Annotated in this window: 19 protein-coding genes; 12 read left to right on the top strand and 7 right to left on the bottom strand. The window is 70.5% G+C overall.

Features of this window, described 5'->3' with window-relative positions:
* Positions 1-3 precede the first annotated feature (3 nt).
* A complete protein-coding gene (locus PLC66_RS12370; protein ID WP_324540817.1) occupies positions 4-1,356 on the top strand; it encodes a tetratricopeptide repeat-containing protein in 1,353 nt (450 codons plus the stop codon).
* Between the two features lie 36 nt (positions 1,357-1,392).
* Here the strand turns inward: PLC66_RS12370 and PLC66_RS12365 are convergent, their stop codons facing one another.
* On the bottom strand, positions 1,393-2,256 hold the full coding sequence (locus PLC66_RS12365; protein ID WP_324540815.1) for a hypothetical protein: 864 nt from the start codon (positions 2,254-2,256) through the stop codon (positions 1,393-1,395).
* A 104-nt stretch (positions 2,257-2,360) separates the two neighbouring features.
* On the opposite strand from PLC66_RS12365, the gene mscK reads away from it, so the two are divergent.
* Positions 2,361-5,732: a mechanosensitive channel MscK gene (gene mscK / locus PLC66_RS12360; RefSeq protein ID WP_324540813.1), complete on the top strand. Its 3,372-nt coding sequence runs from the start codon at positions 2,361-2,363 to the stop codon at positions 5,730-5,732.
* A 24-nt stretch (positions 5,733-5,756) separates the two neighbouring features.
* Here mscK and PLC66_RS12355 read toward each other — a convergent pair whose 3' ends face one another.
* On the bottom strand, positions 5,757-6,128 hold the full coding sequence (locus PLC66_RS12355) for a hypothetical protein (protein ID WP_324540811.1): 372 nt from the start codon (positions 6,126-6,128) through the stop codon (positions 5,757-5,759).
* A 216-nt stretch (positions 6,129-6,344) separates the two neighbouring features.
* On the opposite strand from PLC66_RS12355, the gene PLC66_RS12350 reads away from it, so the two are divergent.
* From PLC66_RS12350 to PLC66_RS12335, 4 genes are all read left to right on the top strand, one after another.
* Positions 6,345-6,971, top strand: a complete 627-nt coding sequence (locus tag PLC66_RS12350; RefSeq protein ID WP_324540809.1) for an ABC transporter ATP-binding protein — start codon at positions 6,345-6,347, stop codon at positions 6,969-6,971.
* Positions 6,965-7,765, top strand: coding sequence for an ABC transporter permease (locus PLC66_RS12345; RefSeq protein WP_324540807.1), 801 nt, complete (start codon positions 6,965-6,967; stop codon positions 7,763-7,765). Before PLC66_RS12350 ends, PLC66_RS12345 begins: the two co-directional genes overlap by 7 nt.
* A gap of 20 nt (positions 7,766-7,785) precedes the next feature.
* Entirely contained in the window at positions 7,786-9,054 is a 1,269-nt protein-coding gene (locus PLC66_RS12340; protein WP_324540806.1) for a polysaccharide pyruvyl transferase family protein, read from the top strand.
* A gap of 164 nt (positions 9,055-9,218) precedes the next feature.
* On the top strand, positions 9,219-10,295 hold the full coding sequence (locus PLC66_RS12335) for an alkene reductase (RefSeq protein ID WP_324540803.1): 1,077 nt from the start codon (positions 9,219-9,221) through the stop codon (positions 10,293-10,295).
* Between the two features lie 51 nt (positions 10,296-10,346).
* Here the strand turns inward: PLC66_RS12335 and PLC66_RS12330 are convergent, their stop codons facing one another.
* Together PLC66_RS12330 and PLC66_RS12325 are read right to left on the bottom strand one after the other, a co-directional pair.
* A complete protein-coding gene (locus PLC66_RS12330; protein WP_324540801.1) occupies positions 10,347-11,393 on the bottom strand; it encodes an AbrB family transcriptional regulator in 1,047 nt (348 codons plus the stop codon).
* Positions 11,394-11,405: 12 nt separating this feature from the next.
* Positions 11,406-12,563: an ABC transporter substrate-binding protein gene (locus PLC66_RS12325; RefSeq protein WP_324540799.1), complete on the bottom strand. Its 1,158-nt coding sequence runs from the start codon at positions 12,561-12,563 to the stop codon at positions 11,406-11,408.
* Positions 12,564-12,664: 101 nt separating this feature from the next.
* Between PLC66_RS12325 and PLC66_RS12320 the strand changes: the two genes are divergently transcribed.
* From PLC66_RS12320 to PLC66_RS12295, 6 genes are all read left to right on the top strand, one after another.
* Positions 12,665-13,354: a response regulator gene (locus tag PLC66_RS12320; protein WP_324540797.1), complete on the top strand. Its 690-nt coding sequence runs from the start codon at positions 12,665-12,667 to the stop codon at positions 13,352-13,354.
* 1 nt (position 13,355) lies between these two features.
* Entirely contained in the window at positions 13,356-14,882 is a 1,527-nt protein-coding gene (locus tag PLC66_RS12315; RefSeq protein ID WP_324540795.1) for a sensor histidine kinase, read from the top strand.
* A 152-nt stretch (positions 14,883-15,034) separates the two neighbouring features.
* Positions 15,035-16,078, top strand: a complete 1,044-nt coding sequence (locus tag PLC66_RS12310; RefSeq protein ID WP_324540793.1) for a porin — start codon at positions 15,035-15,037, stop codon at positions 16,076-16,078.
* Between the two features lie 31 nt (positions 16,079-16,109).
* Complete coding sequence (locus PLC66_RS12305) at positions 16,110-17,399, top strand: ATP citrate lyase citrate-binding domain-containing protein (protein WP_324540791.1); 1,290 nt, start codon at positions 16,110-16,112, stop codon at positions 17,397-17,399.
* Between the two features lie 32 nt (positions 17,400-17,431).
* A complete protein-coding gene (locus PLC66_RS12300; protein ID WP_324540789.1) occupies positions 17,432-20,134 on the top strand; it encodes a CoA-binding protein in 2,703 nt (900 codons plus the stop codon).
* 82 nt (positions 20,135-20,216) lie between these two features.
* A complete protein-coding gene (locus PLC66_RS12295) occupies positions 20,217-20,627 on the top strand; it encodes an acyl-CoA thioesterase (protein WP_324540787.1) in 411 nt (136 codons plus the stop codon).
* Between the two features lie 76 nt (positions 20,628-20,703).
* Here the strand turns inward: PLC66_RS12295 and PLC66_RS12290 are convergent, their stop codons facing one another.
* The 3 genes from PLC66_RS12290 to PLC66_RS12280 all read right to left on the bottom strand — a co-directional run.
* Positions 20,704-21,375: an MFS transporter gene (locus tag PLC66_RS12290; protein ID WP_324540785.1), complete on the bottom strand. Its 672-nt coding sequence runs from the start codon at positions 21,373-21,375 to the stop codon at positions 20,704-20,706.
* Between the two features lie 129 nt (positions 21,376-21,504).
* The gene (locus PLC66_RS12285) at positions 21,505-22,719 is read right to left on the bottom strand and encodes an FAD-dependent monooxygenase (protein WP_324540783.1); all 1,215 of its coding nucleotides are present in this window, start codon (positions 22,717-22,719) and stop codon (positions 21,505-21,507) included.
* A gap of 357 nt (positions 22,720-23,076) precedes the next feature.
* Positions 23,077-23,523: LysR substrate-binding domain-containing protein (locus PLC66_RS12280; RefSeq protein WP_324540781.1), on the bottom strand; the 447-nt coding region annotated here is incomplete at its 5' end.

Raw genomic sequence — 23,523 nt, 5'->3', positions numbered from 1 at the left:
CTCATGAGCCTGCGTCCGATCTGTTTCATGGTGATGCCCTTCGGCACCAAGGACACCGGTGCCGCGCCGCCGCACCCGCCGCGCGTCGACTTCGACGCCCTGTGGAAGGATGCCATCGCACCTGCGCTCGAATCCCTCGGCTACCGCGCCGTGCGCGCCGATCAGGACACCGGCGCGGTGATCGTCAAGGAGATGCTCGAGCGCCTGTTCTTCTCGCACCTGGTGGTCGCCGACATCAGCATCGCCAATGCCAACGCCTACTACGAAATCGGCGTACGCCACGCTGCGCGCGAGGACAACTGCGTGCTGATCGCCGCCAACTGGGCACAGCCGGTGTTCGATCTGCAGCAGATCCGCCGCATCACCTATCAGCTGGCGCACGAGAAGCCCGACGCCGACGAGGCGCAGGCCATCCAGGCGGTGCTGACGAAGGCGATTCCCGAGGTGCGCGCCGGACGCTCGCCGGTCCATGCGCTGATCAGCGGATACCCCGACATTCCCGCCGACAATCGCCGCGCGCAGGAGCTGGCCGACCAGCTCGAGGCCTTCGAGGCCCTGCGCGGGCGCATGCTGGCGATCCGCCACATGCCCAGGGAAGGGCGCGCGGCCGCCGCCGAGGCCTTCCTCGCCGACAATCCGCCCGCCGACATCCAGCTCGACGCCACCGCGATCGAGATCTTCCGCTTCGTGCGCGACGTCGTCGGCGACTGGGCCCGCACCCTGCAGTTCATCGACGCCCTGCCGCCGGCGATCCACAACAGCCCCTACCTGAAGGAGCAGCGTGCGCTGGCGCTCAGCTACCAGGGCTCGCCCACCGACGCGATCGCGGCGCTCGAGACGATGATCGGCAGCTTCGGCGACAGCCCCGAGCGCAGCGGCCTCATCGGCGGCCGCTACAAGAAGCTCTACAACGCCTCGGTGGCCGCCGGCAAGCCCGATGCGCGCATGCTCGACCGCGCCATCGAGGCCTACCAGCGCGGCATGCTGCTCGACCTCAACGACTACTACTGCAGCTGCAACCTGCCGGCGCTGCTGCGCGAACGCGGTGACGACGGCGACGAGGCTCAGGCCGAAGCCGCCGCCTGCGCCGCCCGCCTCGCCTGCGAGCGCGCCCGCCAGCGCGGCAACCCCGACGAATGGCTCAAGCCCACCCTGCTCGGCCTCGCCTTCGCCGAACACAACCTGCCCCTTGCCCGCCAGCTCACCCGCGAGGTGGAACGCGAGGGCGCCGCCGCCTGGAAGCTCGGCACCACCCTGGCCGACCTGCGCCGCCACCTCGCGCAGATGACGGACGCCGCCATGCAGGCGGATTTCGGCGCGCTGATCACGCGCCTGGAGGCGGCGCAGGGCGACTGAGGATCGCTGCCGGAACGGCCGCCGTCGCGCCCGGCGCTATGATCGGGCAGCGGCGGACGTCAGCAGCAAGCGCCCCGCCTGCAGCATCCCCCACATCACCAGGAAGGGAAGCACCAGGGTCTGCAGCAGGAACACCACGGCGATGCGGATGGTGTGATCGACGATGCGCTCGGCCGCGGCCTTGAGCTCCTCGATGCGCTCGCGCAGCTCCCACCAGCGCGCCTTCGCCGCCTCCTCGGCCACCGGCAGCGCGCCGAAGGAATCCGCCGCCTGCTCGATGCCCTGCTGGTGCACCTGGTACTCGTCGGCCATGAAGGCCTGGAAGGCGTACTCGCTGGTGAGCGCCGCCACCGGCACGATGAAGCGCACCAGCAGCAGGGCGACCAGCACCCGCGACAGCCAGGGCGGCGGCGGCCCGCGCAGCCAGCAACCGGCCCAGGCGAGCGCGACCAGGGTGAGGGCGGCGGCCACCAGCCAGCCGGCGCCGATCTTCATCAGCAGCAGCTGGGTGCCGAAGGCGATGCTCGCCGCCAGCATCAGGGTGGAGAACTGCTCGATCAGATCATTCACCGGATCCAGCACCTGGCCGGGCGCGAGCTTGACGCCCACCACCACGCCGCCCGTCACCTCGGTGCCCTGCACGACCGAGATCACGGCGTTGAGCGCGCGCGCCGCGGCAAAGCTCGCCACCGCGCGCTTGAGGCCGGCCTCGGCATGGGTCTCGGCGAGCTGATCGAGGGGTTTGAGCCATGCCAGCGCGGCAAGCAGCAGGACCAGCAGGGGAAGGATCAGGCGAACGACGGGCGGCATGGCGACAAGGGCATCCCAGGCAGGGCAGGGGGTGTGAATGAGTGCGCCGGCGCGCACGAAGAGTTCCGGAGCGGCGGCGGTGGCCGACACTTGCTTACGATCCGCGCCCGCTGCGCACGACCGCGGGCAGGGTACACTCCGGCCTTGCGCCGCCATCCCCTCCCCCTTTGCTCCCCTTGCACACCCTCGCCCGCATGGCCTCGTTCCTGCATCTGCCCCGCCTCCTCGCCCTCCTGCTCATTGTGCTGCTGGCGCTGCCGGTCAGCGCCGAGCCGCCGCTACCGCCCTCGGCCGAGGATCTGCGCGCGCGCGTTGCCGCCCTCGCCGATCGCCAGTTGCCCGAGGCCGAGCAGCAAGCGGCCAGGCAGGCGCTGGAACAGGCCTTGTCGAGCCTGGCGGCGGCCGAGGACTACCGCCAGCAACTCGCCACCCTCAACGCGCGCCTGGAGGCGGCACCGAACCGCACCGCAGAGGCGCGCGCGCAACTGGCCGCCCTGCAGGCCGACGGCGATGCCGGCGCGGACGCCCCAGCAACGATCGACCCTTCCCTGTCCGCCGCCGAACTCGAGCAAGCCCTCGTCGAGCGCAATGCCACCCTCGTCGAATGGCAGCGCAGCCTGGACGAGGCCAACGCGCTGCTGCTGGGCGCGCGCACCGGGCCCGAGCGCGCCCAGACCGAGATCAGCGCCAACCAGACCCGCATGGCCACCATCGAGGCCGCCCTCGCCGCCAATCGCGAGCCCGGGCGCGACGGCCGCGCACTCACGGTCGAGCGGCGCGATGCGCTGGCCGCGGAGTGGCATGCGCTCGACGCCCAGAGCAAGCTGCGCCAGCGCGAGCTCGCCGCCGGCAGCGTGCTGCAGGACCTCGGCCAGGCCCGGCGCGACCTCGCCACCCTGCAGTTGCAGTCGCTCGGCGCCCAGGTCCAGGCCCTGCAGACGGCGATCAACGCCCAGCGCAGCGCGCAGGCGGCAGAGACCGTCGAGGCCGTCGCGCGCGCGCAGGACGTCTCGAGCAGCGGCGACAGCCTGCTCGCCCGCGAGCTCGCCACCAACCAGGAGCTCTCGTCCTACCTGCTGCGCGCGACCGAGCACCTCAACACGCTGACCCAGCGCAACCTCGCCACGCGCCAGCAACTCGACAGCCTCAACCGCGCCGGCAGCATCATCGACGAGCAGATCAACGTGCTGCAGGGCAGCCTGCTGCTGTCGCGCATCCTGCTCGAGCAGAAGCGCGCCCTGCCACAGCCGCAGGTGGACAAGCAGCTTGCCGAGCAGATTGCCGACATCCGGCTGTACCAGTTCGAGGTCAACAAGCAGCGCGAGCAGCTCGGTCGCCCCGCGGCCTACGCCGAACGCCTGCTCGCCGACACGCCGGCCGAGCAGGTCGACGAGGCCATGCGCACGCAGTTGCTGGCGCTGCTGAGCACACGTGCCGAACTGCTCGAGCGCCTCAACCGCGAGCTCAACGCGGTGCTCAACGAGTCGATCACCCTGCAGCTCAACGAGCGCCAGCTGCAGGCCACCGCCGACCGCCTGCGCACCACCCTCGACGAGCAGATGTTCTGGATCCCGAGCAACCGCCCGCTCGATCTCGCCTGGCTGCAGGCCGTTCCCGCCACGCTGCAAGCCCAGCTCGCCACCATCCCCTGGCGGTCGGCCATGTCCGAGCTGTGGTCGGGGCTGCAGGCGCGCCCGCTGCTGTTTCTGCCGGTGCTGCTGCTGACGCTGGGGCTGTTGTCGCGCCGGCGCTGGCTGCGCGACAAGCTCGGCAGCCTGCATGGCGACATCGGCTACGTGCGCCGCGACAGCCAGTTGCACACGCCGCTGGCGATCCTGTTCAACCTGCTGCTGGCCCTGCCCGGCAGCCTGCTGCTGGCGCTCGCCGGCCTCGCCCTGCAGATGGACGCCCGCGGCCAGAACGCCAGCCTGGGCGCAGCCCTGCTGCAGATGGCCCAGGCCTGGCTGGTGTTCTACACCGCCTATCGCGTGCTCGCGCCCGGCGGCGTCGCCGAGCGCCACTTCCGCTGGCCGCTGGAGCGCGTGCGCGAACTGCATCGGCGCATGCGCCAGCTCGGCCTCGTCGTGCTCGCCGTGGTCGCCATCGTGACCCTCGCCGAGCGCCAGCCCGAGGCGCTGGCCAACGACGTGCTCGGCATCCTGACCCTGCTCGCCGGCTACGCGATCATGGCCTGGCTGATGGGGCGGCTGCTGATCCACCGCTCGCACGAAGTCCGCCCCTCGCCATTGCGCGTGGCCATCGGGCTCGCGCTCGGGCTGATGCCGATCGCCCTCATCGCCGCCGTGCTGATGGGCTACTACTACACCGCGCTGAAGCTGACCGGGCGCCTGATCGACACCTTGTTCGTGCTCATCATCTGGCGCCTGGTCGAGGCGACCGTGATCCGCGCCCTCGGCGTCGCCGCCCGCCGTCTCGACCACCAGCAGGCGGTCGCCCGCCGCGAGGCGGCCCAGCGCGAGGGCCTGGCCGGTGGCGACAGCGACGATGGCGCCGAGACGCCACGGCTGGACATCGATCGCATCAGCCAGCAATCGCTGCGGCTCGTGCATCTGGGCCTGCTCGCCGGCCTCATCGTCAGCCTGTACTGGGTGTGGGCCGACCTCATCACGGTGTTCGCCTACCTCGACAACATCACCTTGTACGAATACGTCAGTGGCAGCGGCGACACCGCCACCAGCACCCCGATCAGCCTGCGCGACCTGCTCGCCGCGCTCGTGATCGGCGGCATCGCCTTCATGCTGGCCGGCAACCTGCCCGGCCTGCTGGAGGTGCTGGTGCTGTCACGCATCAAGCTGGCACAGGGCAGCGCCTACGCCATCACCACCCTGCTGTCCTACGTCATCATGGGCGTCGGCATCGTCGCCACGCTCGGCACGCTGGGGGTGAGCTGGGACAAGCTGCAGTGGCTGGTGGCGGCGCTGTCGGTCGGCCTGGGTTTCGGCCTGCAGGAGATCTTCGCCAACTTCGTGTCCGGCCTCATCATCCTGTTCGAGCGACCGGTGCGCATCGGCGACACGGTCACCATCGGCAACGTGTCGGGCACGGTGAGCCGCATCCAGATCCGCGCCACCACGATCACCGACTTCGACCGCAAGGAGATGATCGTGCCCAACAAGGCCTTCATCACCGGCCAGCTCACCAACTGGTCGCTGACCGACACCGTCACCCGCGTCACGGTGAAGGTGGGCGTGGCCTACGGCTCCGACCTCGAGCTCACGCGCAAGCTGCTGCTGCAGATCGCCAGCGACAACGCGCGCGTGCTCAAGGAGCCGGCGCCGCTGGTGTTCTTCCTCAGCTTCGGCACCAGCACGCTGGACCACGAACTGCGGGTGCATGTACGCGAACTCGTCGACCGCAACGCCGCCATCGACGAGATCAACCGCGAGATCGAGCGCCGCTTCAAGGAAAACGGCATCAAGATCGCCTTCAACCAGGTGGATGTGCACATCCGCAGCATCGACGGCAAGGAGGCGCTGCTGCAGACGATCGCGCCGCCACCGCCCGGCCCCGAGCGCCCGAGCGCGCCCGGCGACGATCCGAAGTGAGACGGACGCGCCAAGGACAGGCGCTCAGTGCCGGCTGTCCGCCGACGGGGGCTCCTCGACCTTCACCTCGCGAATCACCTCGCCTTCGATGATCAGGCCGCGCGCGCCGGGGGCCGTCCCCGCACCGCCTGCGCGCCTGCCGGGCTCGGCCATGCGGGCCTCCATCTGCTCGCGCATCGCCTTGCGCACCGCGCGCGTCTTCCACCACAGGTAGCCCCAGGCGACGGCGCCGACGGTCAGCACCACCGCGAACAGCGCCACCGAGAAGGTCAGCGCGAGCACGAACACGCCCACCATCACCACCCCACCGACGATCTTCTGCCACAGCGAGGGCGGCGTCGCGCTGCCACGGTCGAGGTTGAGGAAAATGCCGGAAAAACGGGGATCCTTGTGCATGAGCGTGTCCTGGATGAGCTGCGCAGACCACCTGCGCCGCATCGCACAGGTCAGAACCCCGCGCGATGAAAAGATTCCGCACAGCAGCGGAAGCGGCATTTTCGCGCAAATGCACTGCGCCCGCCGTCACCAATTGCAAGTGCGGTTGCGTGCAGTCGGGGCCGCCACGCACCGCAGCCATTGAAATCGCTGCCGGCGACCGCGAAGATGCAGGCCATGCCCGCCCTCGTCCTGCACCAGCTGCGCACCCGCCACGTCGGCCCGATCGAGCTCACGGTCGCGGCCGGCGAATGCGTCTGCCTGCGCGGTGCCTCGGGCAGCGGCAAGTCGCTGCTGCTGCGCGCCATTGCCGATCTCGACCCGCACCAGGGCGAGGCCCGCCTCGACACCCGCAGCTGCGCCGCAACGCCGCCCCCCGAGTGGCGCCGCCAGGTCGCGCTGGTGATGGCCGAGGGCCAGTGGTGGGCGGAGACGGTCGGCGCGCATTTTGGCGCGGGCTGCGAGCCGGGCTGGCTCGCACGCCTGGGCCTGCCCGCGGCGGCGCTCGAGTGGGAGGTGGCGCGCTGCTCCACCGGCGAGCGCCAGCGCCTCGCCCTGCTGCGCACGCTGATGCGCCGCCCGGCGGCCCTGCTGCTCGACGAGCCCACCGGCAACCTCGACGAGGACAGCACCGCCCGCGTCGAGGCCCTGCTGGACGACTACCGCCGCGAGCACCAGGCGGCGCTGCTGTGGGTCAGCCACGACCCGCGCCAGGCCGCGCGCGTGTCCCGGCGCCGCTTCTTGCTCGAGGACGGCCAGCTTCACGCGGACACGCATGCCGGCGCGGAGGGCGGCCGATGGTGATCGCGCTCTCGGTCCTCGACCTGTCGCTGGCCGCGCTGCTGATCCTGGCGCTGGCCGGGCTATCGCTGCGCCTGGGCCTGGGCATCGAGCAGCGCCTGGTGGTGTCGGCCGCGCGCACCACGATCCAGCTGCTGTTGATCGGCCTGGTGCTCAAGCTGCTGTTCGACAACGTCCATTTCCTGTGGGTGGCGGCGATGGCGGCGATCATGATCACTGCCGCCGGACGCGAGGTGATGGCGCGCCAGAAGCGCCGCTTTACCGGCTGGTGGGGTTTCGGCCTCGGCACGCTGTCGATGTTCGTGTCCTCCTTCACCGTCACCGTGATGGCGCTGCTGGCGGTGATCGGCAACACCCCATGGTATGCGCCGCAGTACGCCATTCCGCTGCTCGGCATGGTGCTCGGCAACACCATGAACGGCATCGCGCTGGGCCTCGACCGCCTGACCCAGGATGCCGCCGCCCGGCGCAGCGTGCTCGAGGCCCGGCTCGCCCTCGGCCAGGACTGGAACGAGACCATCGCCGATACCCGGCGCGAGGCGATCCGGGTCGGCATGATCCCCATCATCAACGCCATGGCCGCCGCCGGCATCGTCAGCCTGCCGGGCATGATGACCGGCCAGATCCTCGCCGGCACGCCACCGGTGGAGGCGGTGAAATACCAGATCCTGGTGATGTTCCTGATCGCCGGCGGCACCGGCTTCGGCACCGTGGTCGCGGTCAGTCTGGGCGCCCGCCGTCTGTTCGACGAGCGCCAGCGCCTGCGCCTGGACCGGCTGCGCACGCCGCAGGACTGAAAGCGGGCGGCGCGCCGGCGATGAGCGCTGATCCCCTCCGCCCGCCGCAGGCCGCGCCGCTGGTCCTGTTCGGCGCCTTCGACCGCCACAATTTCGGCGACCTGCTGCTCGGCCGCATCGCCGCAGCGCAGGCCGCCTGCCTCACCCCGGGCCGGCCGCTGCGCTTCGCCGGACTGGCCGCGCGCGACCTGCGCGCCGACGGCGGTCCGCTGGTAGAGCCGGTGGACGCGATCGCCCGCGCCCTGCGCCAGCGCGCCGCGGCCGACCCCCAGGCGGCGCCCCCCGGCCTGCTGCAGGTCGGGGGCGAGATCCTCGATTGCCGAGCCTACGAGGCGGCGATCATGCTGATGAGCCGGGACGAGGCCGCGCGCGCCATCGCCCACCACGACCGCGACCTCGCCGGCCGCGAGCGCTGGGGACAACAGTGGCTGGGCATCGCGCGCCAGCTGCCCTATCTGGCGTCGGCGCCGATGCTGCCGCCCGCCACCCGCATCGTGCACGCCGGCGTCGGCGGCGTCGGGCTGGCCGGGCTGCCGCGCGTGGTACAGGCCGAGGCCTGCGCGGCCTTGCGCGACGCCGCGCTGGTGCAGGTGCGCGACCAGCGCACGCAGGCCTGGCTCGCCACCGCCGGCATCGCGACAAGCCTCGCCCCCGACCCCGCCACCCTCGTCGCGCGCGTGCTGGGTGTGCAGATCGCCGGGCGTGCCGGACAGGGCGAAGCGGCCCGGATCCGCGCACGCTTTCCCGGCGGCTGGATCGCCGCTCAGCTGAGCGCCGAGTTCGGCGACGACGCCACGCTCGACGCCCTCGCCGCCGGGCTCGATCCCTTGCTGCGCGATAGCGGGCTCGGGCTGGTGCTGTTCTGCGCCGGGGTTGCGCCCTGGCACGACGATCCCGCGGTGCTGCACCGCCTTCGCGACAGGCTTCGCGAACCTGCGCGCTGCCACGTCGCCACCACCACCCACCTGCTCGAGCTGTGCGCGCTGCTCGCCGGCTGCACGCTGTGCCTCGCCAGCAGCCTGCATGCGCGCATCGTCGCCGAAGCCTTCGCCCGCCCCGCGGCCAGCCTCGTGCGGGCCGGCGCACAGGGCGACAAGCTGCGCGCCTACCTCGAAACCTGGCATGCGGAGGCGCTTCACCTGCACGACATCACGGCGGGCGGCCCAATCCGTGCAGCGCAAGCGGCGCAGGCCGAGCGCGCGGCGAAGCGCGACGCACGCGCTGCGCGGCTCGCCGGCCTCGCCGCGGACGCCGCCGGGCGCTACTTCGCGGCGCTCGACGGTCGCTGACCGCCTCGCCTGTTCTCGCGCGCCTCGATCACCGCGCAACGCGATCCAGGAAACGATCTCCCGCCCGCATGATCGAAGGCCGGTATTGCAGCGCTGTGCGCCCAAGGACGAGGCACCGCGCTGCAGACCCACCCCGAGCCCGTAGCCCCGAGGAAACGAAGCCCATGACCGATCTGTTCACCCCGCTGCAAGCGGGCGACCTCACCCTGCCCAACCGCATCCTGATGGCCCCGCTCACCCGCTGCCGCGCCGAGGACGGCCATGTACCGGGCGAGCTGATGGCCACCCACTACGCCCAGCGTGCCAGCGCCGGCCTGCTGATCGCCGAAGCGACGATGGCGATGGAGGGCAATTCCGCCTTCTGGCACGAGCCCGGCATCCACTCCGAGGCCCAGGTCGCCGGCTGGAAGAAGGTCACCGACGCCGTGCACGCCGCCGGCGGACGCATCGTGCTGCAGCTCTGGCACGGCGGCCGCGCCTGCCATCCGCTGCTCAACGACGGCCGCCAGCCGGTGGCGCCCAGCGCGCTCGCGATCACTGGCGACGAGGTCCATACGCCCGAGGGCAAGCAGCCTTACGTGGTGCCGCGTGAGCTGCGCGACGACGAGCTACCCGGCATCGTTGCCGGCTTCGCACGCGCGGCCGAGAACGCGCGCGCCGCCGGCTTCGACGGCGTGGAGGTGCATGGTGCCAACGGCTACCTGCTCGACGAGTTCCTGCGCGACGGCAGCAACAGGCGCAGCGGCCCCTACGGCGGCCCGCGCGAACACCGCGCCCGCCTGCTGTTCGAGGTGCTCGAGGCGGTGTGCAAGGTGTGGGGCAGCGGCCGCGTCGGCGTGCGCCTGTCGCCACTCAACAGCTACAACGACATGATCGACAGCGACCCGATCGGCCTCGTCGAATGGCTGGCCGGCTGCCTCAACGACTACCGCCTCGCCTACCTGCACCTGATGCGCGGCGATTTCTTCGGCCAGCAGCACGGCGACGTGATGACGCCGGTGCGCGCCATCTATCGCGGCGTGCTGATCGGCAACATGGGCTACAGCGCCGACGAGGCGGAGGCGGCGATCGCCGCCGGCCAGCTCGACGCGGTCGCCTTCGGCACCGCCTTCCTCGCCAACCCCGACCTGCCCGAGCGCATCCGCCGCAAGGCGGCGCTCAACGCGCCCGACCCGGCGACCTTCTACAGCCCGGGGCCGCAGGGCTATACCGACTACCCGACCCTGGCCGAGGGCGCGTAAGCCCGGGCGCGCGGCGCCGGCGCCCCGCCCGGGGCGTTCAGGCCGCCGCGCTCAGGCCGCCACCAGGCGCCGGAACACCCCGAAGCTCCACTGCGCACCGAGCGTCAGCACCACCACGCGCAGCACGTGGCACACGGTGACCAGCGGCACGCCCAACTGCAGCACCTTGGCGGTGATGCACATCTCCGACACGCCGCCGGGCGCGGTCGCCAGCGACAGGGTCGGCAGCGGCACCGCAGACACCAGCCCGAGCAGGGCCGCCAGCGCGAAGGAGAAAACGATCGACAGCACCGCCGTCAGTGCGGCGGCGCCCATGAAGCGCGGTGCGGCGCGAAAGAAGGCGCGCGAGAAGCGGCAGCCCAGCGCGCAGCCGATCAGCAGCTGGCCGCCGTTGACCACCCACACCGGCAGCGCCGACAGCGGCACGCCGGCGAGCGTCGCCGCCGCCACGCCGAGCAGCGGACCGAGCACCCAGGCGTTGGCGATGCGCAGCAGCTTGAAAGTGGCCACGCCGAGCAGGCTCGCGCCCACCAGCAGCGGAAAGTGCTGCGCGTCCACTTCCAGCACCAGCGGCACATAGAGGTCGCTGCCCTGCACCCCGGCGAAGGTGAGGGCGAAGGGCAGCAGCGACACCACCAACAGCACCCGGATCGCGTGCGCGGCAGCGATCCGATCCACCGCGCCGCCATGGCGGTCGGCGAGGTTGGCCATCTCCGACGCCCCGCCCGGCAAAGCGGCAAAGAAGGCGGTCGGCGCATCCACCCCGCCCAGGCGGCGCATGATCAGCGCACACAGCACGCCGAGCAGCAGTGACCCCACCGCCGCCGCCACCACCAGCGGCGCATGCAGGCTCAGCTGCGCCACCACCTCGGGGCTGAAGTACAGGCCGAGCGCGGCGCCGATCGCCCATTGCCCGGTCTGCCGCCCCCCGGGCAGCGGGCGCAGGTCGATGTCGGTCATGCGCGCACCGGCCACCGCAAACAGCGGGCCGATCATCCACGGCAAGGGCAGATGCAGGCGCTCGGCGAGCCAGCCGGCTGCGGCCGCAAGCACGAGCGTGGGGAGAATGCGCCGCCAGGGCGCGTCAAGGATGCTCATCGGAAACGACACTTACTCGGTGACCGGACGGGTGCTGGCGTCCCACTGACGCAGGAAGGCCTGCTTCTTGGCCTGATCCTGATAGGTCAGAAGCCCCGAGCCGATGCGGATCGGACGGAAGGCATGACGCAGGTTCCGGTGCAGCAGGACGGCGGCGCTGTCGGCGCCGGCGGTGCCGGCATCGCTGCGTACCGGCAGCAGGCCGAGGTGCTCGGCCAGCAGCGCCTGGCCGCGCGGCGACAGCAGGTGGTCCAGCCACAGACGGGCCGCCGCCGGATGACGCGCATCGCGCGCGATGAAGGCGACGCGGCTCAGCACCAGGGTGTAGTCCTGCGGCCACACCACGCCGAGCACCGCTTCGCTGCGCGCGCGCTTGTGCGCATACGAGCCAAGCACGTTGTAGGCCAGCACCAGCTTGTCGGCAGCGACGCGGTCGAGCATGGCGGCGCTGGTTTCGTGCTGCTCGAGGCCGAGCTCACCCATGCGCTCGACGAGCTGCCAGAACACGATCGGGTTGGCCTGCGCATCCTGGGTATGCAGCAGCAACCCGAGGCCGGAGCGCGCCGGGTCGTAGCTGCCGATACGCCCGCGCAGGCGCTCGGGCTGCTCATTGAGCAGGCGGATCAGCGCCGCGTGGGTGGCGGGCACATCGGCCTCGGCGAGCAGGCGCTTGTTGTAGACGATGGCGGCCGGCTCGTAGGTGGTGCCGAAGGCCTCGTCCTTCCACACCGCCCAGCGCGGCAGTGCCGCCGTCTCGGGCGAGCGGTGAGGCTGGGCATAGCCGTCGTTGACCAGCTTCACCTGCAGGTCCATTGCCGAACTCCACACCACGTCCGGCCCCGGCCGGCCGGCGGCGCGCTCGTTGACAACCAGCTCGTAAAGCTCGCTCGAGTTCATGTCGCGATACTCGACACGAATCCCCGGGTGCAAGGCCTCGAAGTCATCGAGGATGGGCTGGATGACGTCCTGGTCGGTCGCCGCATACACCACCACCCGACCCTCGCGGCGTGCCTGCTCGAACCGGTCCACGGCGGGCTCGGCGCCAGCCACTGCGGCGAACAGCATCGCCGCCGCAGTGGCCAGCGCCCGCAGCCCGCGCAGCGGCCGGCGCACGCCCCCGCCGTGCGCCGGCACACGGTCGTCGTCGATCCTGGCCCCGTCCGTTCTCACATTCCGCTCCCATTGCACACCGGTCGGCCACTTGGACGCCACCCGGCTTTGCGCCGATAATCGCCCACAAGCCTTTCGATTCACTTTCACCGGGACTGCCCATGCGCCTGTTGCTGGTCGAAGACCATGCCGAACTCGCCGAGTGGGTCGCGCGCGCGCTGCGCCAGGCCGGTTTCGTGCTCGACGTGCTCGGCCGCGGCGACCATGCCGACCAGGCGCTGCGCACCGAGCACTACGATGTGGTCATCCTCGACCTGTCGCTGCCCGGCCTGGACGGCCTCGAAGTGCTGCGCCGGCTGCGCAAGCGCGAGAGCAACCCGGACCACGGCGCCCCCACGCCCGTACTGGTACTGACCGCACGCGGCAGCACCGGGGAACGCGTCGAGGGCCTCAACCTCGGCGCCGACGATTATCTGACGAAACCCTTCGAGCTCGCCGAACTCGAGGCCCGCATCAAGGCCTTGCTGCGCCGCGCCGGCAACCAGGTGCCGCGGGTGCGGCTGGGCCGGCTCGAGTTCGACACCACCAGCCGCATGGCGACGGTGGACGGCCAGGTGCTGGCGCTGACCCCGCGCGAGCTGGCGGTGCTCGAGGTGCTGCTGTCGCGCGTCGGCCGCCCGGTGGCGCGCGAGGCCCTGTTCCAGAAAGTGTTCGAGTTCGACGCCGACGCCCGCGTGGAGGCCATCGAGATCTACGTCTCGCGCCTGCGCAAGAAGCTCGAAGGTGCCGACGTCGTCATCAACACCCTGCGCGGGCTCGGCTACCTGCTCGCCGAACGGCCGGCGCCCTGACATGCGCGCAGCCCCCGGGGCCGAGCAGGGCGGACGCGCGGATGGCGCCGCCGCCCAAGGCGACGGCGAGGCTGGGGCAGCCGCCGCGGCACCGGCCGCGGACGTCGAACCCGCCGCGCTGCGCCGCCACGGTGGCAGCCTGCGCCGTCGCGTCCTCGGCTGGCTGCTGCCACCGCTCGCGATCATGCTGGTCGTCAATGCCTGGTTCAGCTACCGCGGCGCACTGGACGCGGTGAACCAGGCCTACGACCGCACGCTGACCGCCTCGGTGCGGGCGATCGGCGAGCGCACCCACTCGCTCGAGGGCGAGATCCAGGTCGACATTCCCTACGCCGCCTTCGAAGGCTTCGAGGACAGCGCCGCCGAGCGCATCTTCCATGCCGTGTTCGACCCCGCGGGCGTGCTCGTCACCGGCTATGCCGACCTGCGCCCGCCCACGTTGCCCGCCGGCGAGGGCATGGTGAGGATCTTTGATCTCGCCTATCGCGGCGAGACGGTGCGCATGGCCGCCATGTACAAGCGCCTGTACGACCCCGCACTGGAAGGCGGCGACGCCGTGCTGATCGTGTTCGCCGAGACCACCGGCGCGCGCGAGACGCTCGCCCGCGAGCTCTTCCTCGCCAGCCTGCAACGGCAGTCGGCCCTGGTCGCCGTCGGCGCGGTGCTGCTGCTGCTCGCACTGGGCACCGCCTTCCGTCCGCTGGTGGCGCTGCGCGACCACATCCGCGACCGCGACGAGGAAGACCTCACCCCGGTGCGGGCCGACCACGTGCCGAGCGAAGTCGCGCCACTGATCGACGCCATCAACCACCACATGCAGCGCCTGTCGGCCATGCTGGCCGCGCGCCGGCGCTTCCTCGCCGACGCCGCGCACCAGATCCGCACCCCGCTCGCGGTCCTCACCACCCAGGCCGAGTACGGCCTGCGCCAGACCGACCCGGAAGAGATGCTCAACACTTTCGCCAGCCTGCTGCGCAGCACCCGCGCTGCACGCCGGCTGGCCAACCAGATGCTCACCCTGTCGCGCGCCGAGGCGGTGAACGGCCTCATCGACGAGCGCGCGCCGCTCGACCTCGCCGGCCTGGTCAAGGACGTGGCGATGGAGCTTGCTCCGCTCGCCCTCAAGCGCAACATCGACCTCGCCTACGAAGGCATCGGCCACGCGCTGATGATCGAGGGCAACGCGCCGATGCTGCGCGAGATGGTCTCCAACCTGGTCGACAACGCGATCCGCTACAGCCCGCCCGACTCCGCGGTCACCGTCGCCGTCGCCGCCTTCGACGGCGAGGCGGTGGTCAGCGTGTGCGACCAGGGGCCGGGCATTCCCGAGGCCGAGCGCGAACGCGTGTTCCAGCGCTTCTACCGCATCCTCGGCCACGGCGACAGCGATGGCAGCGGCCTCGGGCTGGCCATCGTGCGCGAGATCGCGCTCGCGCACGATGGCCGCGTCACGCTGCGCGACGGCGAACGCGGACGCGGCCTGTGCGTGGAAGTCGAGCTGCCGCTGGGCGGCACCCCGGCACCCTGAGGCGGAGGCGGGCACCCCGCCACCGGCACCTTCATCGGTCCCTCCTCCTCGCGGACCGACAGCACTGAAAGGCGATCGAAAGGCGACGGCGCTGCAATGCAGGCCGCGCCGACGTGTTTGGCGCGCCCATCCACAAGATCGAGGAGACTTCCATGCAACGCCTTTCCAAGTCGGTCCTGCTGGCCGCCGCCGTCGCCGCCCCGTCGCTCGCGCTCGCCCAGTCCAACGTTACCATCTACGGCCTCATCGACCTCAACCTCAGCTATGAGCGCTCGGGCGACCAGCGCTACCAGGGCGTCCACCACGGCGAGCTCAACGGCTCGCGCCTCGGCTTTCGTGGCACCGAAGAACTCGGCCACGGCATAAAAGCCTTGTTCGTGCTCGAGAGCGGCTTCGACCCCTCGACCGGCCTCGCCGAGCAGGGCGGGCGCCTGTTCGGCCGCCAGTCCTTCGTCGGCCTCGAGAGCAGCCTCGGCCGCCTGACCCTGGGCCGCCAGTATTCGCCCGCCTTCGTCGCCCTCGACCCCTTCGACGCCACCGGCAACGCCGACCGCAGCGCCGGCCTGCTGCTGCGCAAGACCGGCGCCGTGAGGCCGGCCTACGAGGTGCGCTTCGACAACATGGTGAAGTACCGCTCGCCCAAGCTCGCCGGCTTCGAACTCGATGCCGGCTACTGGTTCGGCGAGAAGGTCGCCACCACGTCCACCGCGCGCAAGGAGGGCGACGGCCACGGCCTCAGCCTGCTCTACGGCAACGGCGCCTTCTCCGGCGCGCTCACCACGCAGAGCGTGCAGCGCGACGCCAGCGGCGGCAAGGTGCGCACCAGCGGCGTCGGCCTGGCCTACGACTTCGGCATCGTGAAGCCCTATTTCGCCTGGTCGCAGGACAAGGAAAGCGGCACCGTCGGCAATGGCAAGGCCCGCACCTGGTCGGTGAGCGCCGCGATCCGCGTGAACCCTGCGAACACGGTCGCGCTCAGCTACGCCGATCGCGACGAATCGGACGGCGTCGCCGGCGAGGACGCCAGCGGCTGGTCGGCCTACTACCTGCATGCGCTGTCCAAGCGCACCACGCTGTACGCCGGCTACTCGCAGCTCTCCAACGAGGACGGCGCCAACTATTCGATCGGCAACATCACGCCGGCTGCCGGCGACAAGCACCGGGTGATGATGGCCGGCATGCGCCACCGCTTCTGACCTTCAACCACCGCACACGGGAGAACCCCACATGAACATCACGGGAATGCTGTACGGCGCCCGCCTGCTGCAGTTCGCCGACTTCCCCACCGCGGAAGTCCTGGGCCCGGACGCCAGCGAGGAGCAGATCAAGACGCTGATCGAGCGTCACGGCTCGGTCTTCGTCAAGCCGCTGTTCAAGGGCGGCGTCGGCAAGAAGGGCAAGGCCGGCCTCATCGGCCGCGCCAAGGACCTGCGCACCGCGCTGGCCGAGAAGGAGCGCCTGTACTTTGTCGAGCACCGCCACGGCCACCAGGTGGCGAAAGCCAACGGCGTCACCTTCGAGGGCGCGGTGCCGGCCGAGCACGAGGTCTATTTCTCGATCACCGACTCGACCGAGTTCCGCGCCCCGACCATGACCCTGACCCACCGCGGCGGTGTCGACATCGAGGAACTGGACAAGTCGCAGGTCGCACGCGTGCCCTTCGACCCGCTCACCGGCCTGAAGGCCTTCGTCGTTGCCAACGCCCTCGCCGACATCGGCGCGCCCAAGCAGATCATCTCGCCGCTGGTGCAGCACCTGCCGCGACTGTGGGAGCTGTACCACGACTTCGGCATGACCACCCTCGAGCTCAACCCGATCCGCATGCGCCCCGACCGCCGCGGGCGGCTCACGCCGGTGGCCTGCGACTTCAAGTGCGGCTTCGACCGCGACGACCCGCGCTGGCACCGGCTGAACCTGCCCGCCCACCTGTTCGCGGTGGATTACTCGGACTTCGAGCAGGAGATCAACCAGCTGCGCACCCACCAGGGCCAGAGCGACGTCTACGTGATCAACGCCGGCGGCACCATCCTCGCCCCCACCTTCGGCGGCGGCGCCAACTCGCTGGTCACCGAGATGCTCGGCGACGACGCCATCATCTCGTCCGACTTCGGCGGCAACCCACCCTACGAGAAGATGAAGTCGGTCGCCTCGATCTGCTTCAAGCACTGGCTGCGCCAGTCCAACGTGCTCTTCATCATCGGCGGCAAGTCCAACAACACCGACATCCACGAGACCTTCCGCGCCATGGCCGACGCCTTGCGCGAGCACTTCGGCAGCCATGGGCCGACGCCGCTCTATGTCGTCGCCGGCCGTGGCGGGCCGAACCTGGTGCGCGGCATGGGCGTGCTGCGCGACACCTGCGAGGCGCTCGGCCTGCCCTACCGCCTGTTCGGCTTCGATTCGGCGATGAGCGAGGTGGTGGACTACGCCCGCGAGGCCAATGAATGGATGAAGGCCGGCGGCCGCGACGCCGTCGCCACGCGCCTCGGGCTCGCCCCCGCAGCCACCGCAGCCTGAGCCCCGACACCCCCGATTCCAAGGAGACAGCCATGTACCAACAAGGCGTTGGTGATTTCAAGTATTACGTGGGCATCAGTTCGCTGGCCCAGATCGCGACCCGGCACGACCGGGTGTGCGTGCTCAACATCCTCGGCGGCGAGTCGAGCGAGGTCACCCCGGTCGGCCACGCCTGGTCGGGCGGCAACGTGGTGTTCGGCACCTCGCCCGGCCGCCGCGGCCAGGTGCTGGAGACCGCACTCGGCAACATCCCGGTGTACAACAGCGTGCGCGAGGGCCTCGACGATGGCCATCGCTTCAACTGCGGCGTGGTCTATCTACCGCCGTCGGCGGCACGCGACGGCGTGGCCGAGCTGATCCGGGTCAATCCGGAGCTGAAGAAGGTCTTCATCATCACCGAGAAGATCTCGGTGCATGACGCGCGCGAGATCCGCGCCATGGGCCAGCAGCACGGCATCGACATCTTCGGCGCCAACTGCCTGGGGGTGGCCGATTCGTGGAACCAGGTGCGCATCGGCGGCGCGCTGGGCGGTGACAACCCGTCGGACACGCTGCGCCGTGGCTCGATCGCGGTGCTGTCGAACTCGGGCGGCTTCACCACCACCATCGCCCAGTACCTGCGCATGGCGGGCTGGGGTACGACCACGCTGGTCTCCAGCGGCAAGGACGTCTACATCCACTACGCCGCGCCAGAGTTCGCCTTCGCGCTGGCCAACGACGCGCGCAGCAAGGCCGCAGTGCTGTATTGCGAGCCCGGTGGCTACTACGAGCGCGACGCCGAGTTCACCAAGCCGGTGGTGGCCTGCGTGGTCGGACGCTGGAAGTCGCGACTGACGCGCGCCGTGGGCCATGCCGGTGCGATGGCCGGTGGCGAGGACGATGCCGCCGCCAAGGAACGCTGGTTCATGGACAAGTTCGGCGTTGACGGCCTGTACACGCCGGACAAGCCGGTGTTCTCGGCGAAGGGCGCGGTGGTCACCAACATCGCCCATATCCCCGCCGCCCTCACTGCGGTGATGCGCGCCAACGCCACCCTGCCCGACTTCGAGCCCGAAGGCACGATGGAGCTCAAGCCCTGGTTCGGCGCCAACCTCGGCATTGCCCTGCCGCCGCAGCTCGACCTGCCGGTGGTGCCGGCGATCGAGCCCTATCGCAGCCAGATCGCGCGGCTGGCCGAACAGGTCGGCGCGGTATTCCCACGCGAGTCCATGAAGGACGCCTCGGGCGCCTCGCAGATGGACCCCGCGACCCAGGTCTCCAGCCTGCACGGCGTGAGCGTGCTCGAGGCCGCGCGCCGCCCGCTCGAGGCCAACCTCGGCCTGGCCCTGCTGCGTGAGGCCGGTGGCGACAACGACCGCAAGCTGATCGCGGTGGCGGTCGGCGCCCACCTCAACCTGCATGGCGACCCCGCGCTCGCTGCGGCCGAGGCCGCGCGCGCCGCCGGCAATGCGCCCAACGCAGTGCTCGCCGCCGCCATGGCAATCGTCGGCCCGCGCCGCGCCGAGCGCGCACGCACGATCGCCGCCGCACTGATCGAGCGCCTGCACGCCGCCGGCCTGCGCGACGCGCTCGACGAGGACTTCGACTGCCGCACCCTGGCCGACGACGCCGAGCTGGTCGCGCTGGTGCGCGCGCCGGCGCCCGACGCCCGCGCCGAGGCGATGCTCGCCGGCCTGGCGGCGCGCAATGCGCGCTCGGTAGCGGTGCGCCTGCTGCAGCACACCGGCGTGCCCCTGAGTGCCGATGCGGTGCTCGCCGCGATCACCACCACACTCGCCTGGGGGCCGCTGATGCGCAAGCGCGTGTCGCGCCTGACCGCCGAAAGCCTGCCATGGTGGATGCAGCTGGTCGGCACCCTGATCGGCGCCTCGGCCCCGGCCGCGCAGCACGAGGCCGGCCGCTTCTGCGGCATCGACGAGGCCGAGATGCTCGGTGGCGGTTCGCTCACCGCGCTCGCCTGCCAGGCCCTGCTCGGCCGCGCGCCGCAGCCGGCCGACCTGTTCGCCTACCAGACCCTGGTCGGCATCCTGCTCACCAACGGCCCCGGCACCATCTCCGCCCAGGGCGCCAAGGGCGCGGTCTCGGCCGACGGCCCGGAAACGCCGCAGCGCGTGCAGCTCAACAAGGCGGTCATCGGCTTCCTCACCCACACCGGCTACGCCCACGGCGGCAACGGTTTCGAGGGCGTGCAATTCCTCATCGAGCAGTTCCGCGACAGCGGCCTCGACGACCCGGCGGCTGCCCACGGCCTCGACGTCGCCGCGCTGGCGCGCCGCTGCGCCGAGGACTACGCGCGCTACAAGGCCGAACGCAAGCAGACCGGCAGCGAGGACATCCGCAAGATCCCGGGCGTGAACCACCCGGTGTTCAAGGACCGGCCCGTGAACATCGACCCGCGCGAAGCCTTTATCCGCGAGCTGATGGCCACGCGCGGCGAGGCCAACGTGTTCCACGACTTCTACCACGCCCTGGTGCAGGCGCTGCACGAGGCCGGGGTGTCGCGCACGGTGTATTGCGTGAACATCGACGCGGTGATCGCCGCCCTGCTGCTGCGCCTGACCTGGCAGCCGTGGCGCGAGGGCCGCATCGACGAAGCGCGCCTGGAAGACGCCGCGTTCACCTTGTTCCTGCACGCCCGCATGCTGGGCTGCGCGGCCGAGATCGACGACCACCTGAACCGCGGGCGCAACATGGATACGCGCACGCCGGCGTCGAAATGCCGTCACGTCAGCTGACGCGGTTCACCCGGGGGCGGGCAGGTCGCCGCCCCCGGCGGGCCGCGGGCAGCGCTTCCCCCACCCCCACCGGAACCTCACCATGAACGATTCGACCGCCACGCCGCGCGGCGAACCCGCGATCCGCACCATCGCCATGCCCGCCGACGCCAACCCCGCCGGCGACATCTTCGGCGGCTGGCTGATGGCGCAGATGGACCTCGCCGCCGGCAACGTCGCCGCGCGCCGCGCGCGCAGCCGCTGCGCCACCGTCTCGGTGGACCGCATCACCTTCCTGCGCCCGGTGTTCATCGGCGACGAGGTCAGCCTCCACGCCGAGATCGTGCGCGTCGGCCGCAGCTCGATGACGATCGAGGTCGAGGCCTGGCGCCGCTCGCGCGACGGCGAGGAACAGGTCAAGGTCACCGACGCCAGCTTCGTCTTCGTCGCCCTCGACCAGGGCGGGCGGCCGCGGGTGATCAATCCTGGATCCCCGTCCGCGGCAGACGCCTGAGCAAGCAAGGGCACGATCGCTCGACCCCGCGGCCTGCGCGCGGGACGCGGGCCTGACGCACCCCGCTCGATCGCCGTCAGGCCTTCCTGAGCGCTTCCTGGTTATCCGGAAGAATGGCAGAGACGTCTTCGCGGTGCTCGTAGGCGGACACCCTGTTATCGACCAGTGCGATAGCCAGTGCCGCAAACAGCGCAGGCAGCGCGATCGCCACGAAGTTCAGCTCCAGAGGCAGGGACATGCCGACGAGGACGCCAATCAGGATCGGCGCGAGGATGGCACCGGTGCGACCGATGCCGAGCGCCCAGCCCAGGCCGGTGGAGCGGATCGCCAGCGGGTAGAACTGCGCCGCATAGGCATTGGTCACGATCTGGGTGCCGATGGTGCTGGCCCCTGCCAGGCCGACGACGATGAACAGCAGTGGGGTCGGCATCGGCTGGCCGAGCAGGCTGATCGAGGCTGCGGCGAGCAGGTACATGCCGATCAGCACCCGCTTGATCCTGATGCGGTCGGCAAGCGTGCCCAGGAAGATGGCGCCGAACATCATGCCGAACAACGCCGAGCTCGCCATGAATCCGGCCTGGGTGGCGCTGACGCCCATCTCCTGCATGATTGCCGGCATCGCAATGCCTGCGACGGCAAGGTCGTAGCCGTCAAAGATGATGATCAGGGCGCACCACGCCAGGATGACGCCATGAAAACCATTGAACTTCGCCTCGTCGGCGATCTTGTGAACATCTAACTGACGCATTTTGTCGATCCCTCGTGGGCCACTCGTCTGTCGGGCCGGGCGCGACGTCACGGTGGACGACGCCCGTGGTCGCGCATGCATCGCGTCCACGCGCCGGCCCCTGGCGGGCGCGCGAACGCGACCTATCGCTTAGAGCCAGGTACCGCCCTGGCGCTCGCTCGGAATCTGGGTGGCCGGATCGAAGTCGTGGATCCAGCCGAGGTGGTTCATCATCTCCTCGCGATCCGCGAAGCGGGCATTGCGCAGGTCGGCGGCGGGGCCGTCGGGCAGGTGCAGGACATCGGCGGTCGAGATCGAGGCGAACTGGACCTTGCGGGTACGGCCGCGGCGCAGGTGCTCGTAATCCTCCAGCGCCTGCGCGAAGCGTGCCGGGCCCTTTTCGGCGAGTTGCGCCGCCAGCACCACCGCGTCCTCGATGGACTGGTTGGCGCCCTGGCCATGGTGCGGCACCAGCGCGTGCGCGGCGTCGCCGAGCAGGGTCACCCGGCCGCGCGTCCAGCGCCCCAGCGGCGGCCGATGGAACAGCGCCCAGCGCTGGCTGGTGGGCACGGCGCTGATCATCTGTACTACCGCCGGATGCCAGTCGGCGAAGCGCTGCAGCTGTTCGCCCTGCTCGGCACCGGTCACCCACTCGCGCACCGGCCACGGCGAGGGACTGCGCTCGACCAGCAGGAAGTTCTGGTCGCCGTTGCCGATCGGGTAATGCAGCAGGTGGGCGCCCGGGCCGATCCAGAACTGGATGGCTTCGGGGTCGGGCAGCAGGTCGAGCATCTCGGGCGGGACGATGCCACGGAAGCCCGAGCAGCCCGAGTAGAGCGCATCGTCATAACCGAGCATCCAGCGGCGCACGACGGAACGCGCACCGTCGCCGCCGATCACCAGGTCGGCGCGCGCGGTGCTGCCGTCATCGAACTCGAGCACGACCTCGTTGCCGTTGTCCTTGAGGTCGCTGACGCGCTTGCCGAGGTGAATGTGCTCCATGCCGACGGCGCGCGATAGGATGGCCTGCAGGTCGGCACGATGAATGCCCCAGTAGCAGGCGCCGAACTGGCCCTCGTAGTCCGGCTCGCCACTGTGGCGGCCGATGACACGGCCGTCGCGTCCATCGCGGTAGATCAGGGTCGAGATGGAGAAGCACACCTCGTCGAACTGGCTGCGCAGGCCGATCCGGTCATAGAAGCGTGTCGCATTTGCCGACAGCGCCACGGCCGCACCGACCTCCCTCAACTCCGGCGCCTGTTCATGGAGTTCAACGTCGATGCCATGCTGGCGCAGGGCAAGGGCGAGGGTCAGGCCACCGATACCTGCACCGACGATCGCAATCTTCCAGTCTCTTGTAGTCATTCCAGTTCTCCTTCCTGTGGTGGGTCACCGTGCGCAACGGGCATCCGGAATTCGGCGGCCCGTTGCGCGCAGCAGTTCGTCATCGCAAGAATTGAGTCGAACTCGACGCCTTCACCGCCCAGTTCCTGGAGCCTTAAGGCAGATAAACTCTCGAGATTCGCGCACAAAACCGACAAACGCAGCTTAGTGAGCCGACAAACATGACTCAATGGACTGATTGAGATACTGGGTATGACTGGAAGTAATAGTAGGGCCCGCGACACGGCGTTTGCGCCCGGCCGGGCCGCGGCGCACGTGACGCTCCGCCCGCGCCGTCTGCGCGGGCCAGCTCGGCCTGTCAATGGCCGGGCGGAGTGCTCAGGCGATGCTGTCGATCTCGGGCAGCTCACACTGGTCGGCGATCAGGTTGCGCAACCACTTGTTCGCCGGATCACGATGAAAGCGTGCATGCCAGAACTGGTTGATCGACAGCCGCGGTAGCTCGACCGGATGCTTCGAATATGCGCGGGCCAAGGGATAAACCTTGGGGTGGACGAGCACTTCAGGGACGGTCGCGACCAGATCGGTGCTCTGCAGCAGGTGCTCCAGGCTCGCATAGCTGGGTACCCTGAGCCTCACTTTCCGCTTCAAGCCCCGCTTCTCGATGATCTCGTCGATACGCGCGTGCCCCGTCCCCTCGGCGCTGACGACGGCATGCTCCGCCTCGAGGTAGTCCTCAAGCGACATCGGCCGCCCGGCCAGCCGGTGACCTAAGCGGAAAACGCAGACATAGCCCTGCTTGAGGAGTTGGCGCCGGAAGAAGCC

It is taken from the genome of Thauera sp. (assembly GCF_035444905.1).
Taxonomy (GTDB): domain Bacteria; phylum Pseudomonadota; class Gammaproteobacteria; order Burkholderiales; family Rhodocyclaceae; genus Thauera.
This window is presented reverse-complemented; position numbering and strand designations above follow the sequence as displayed.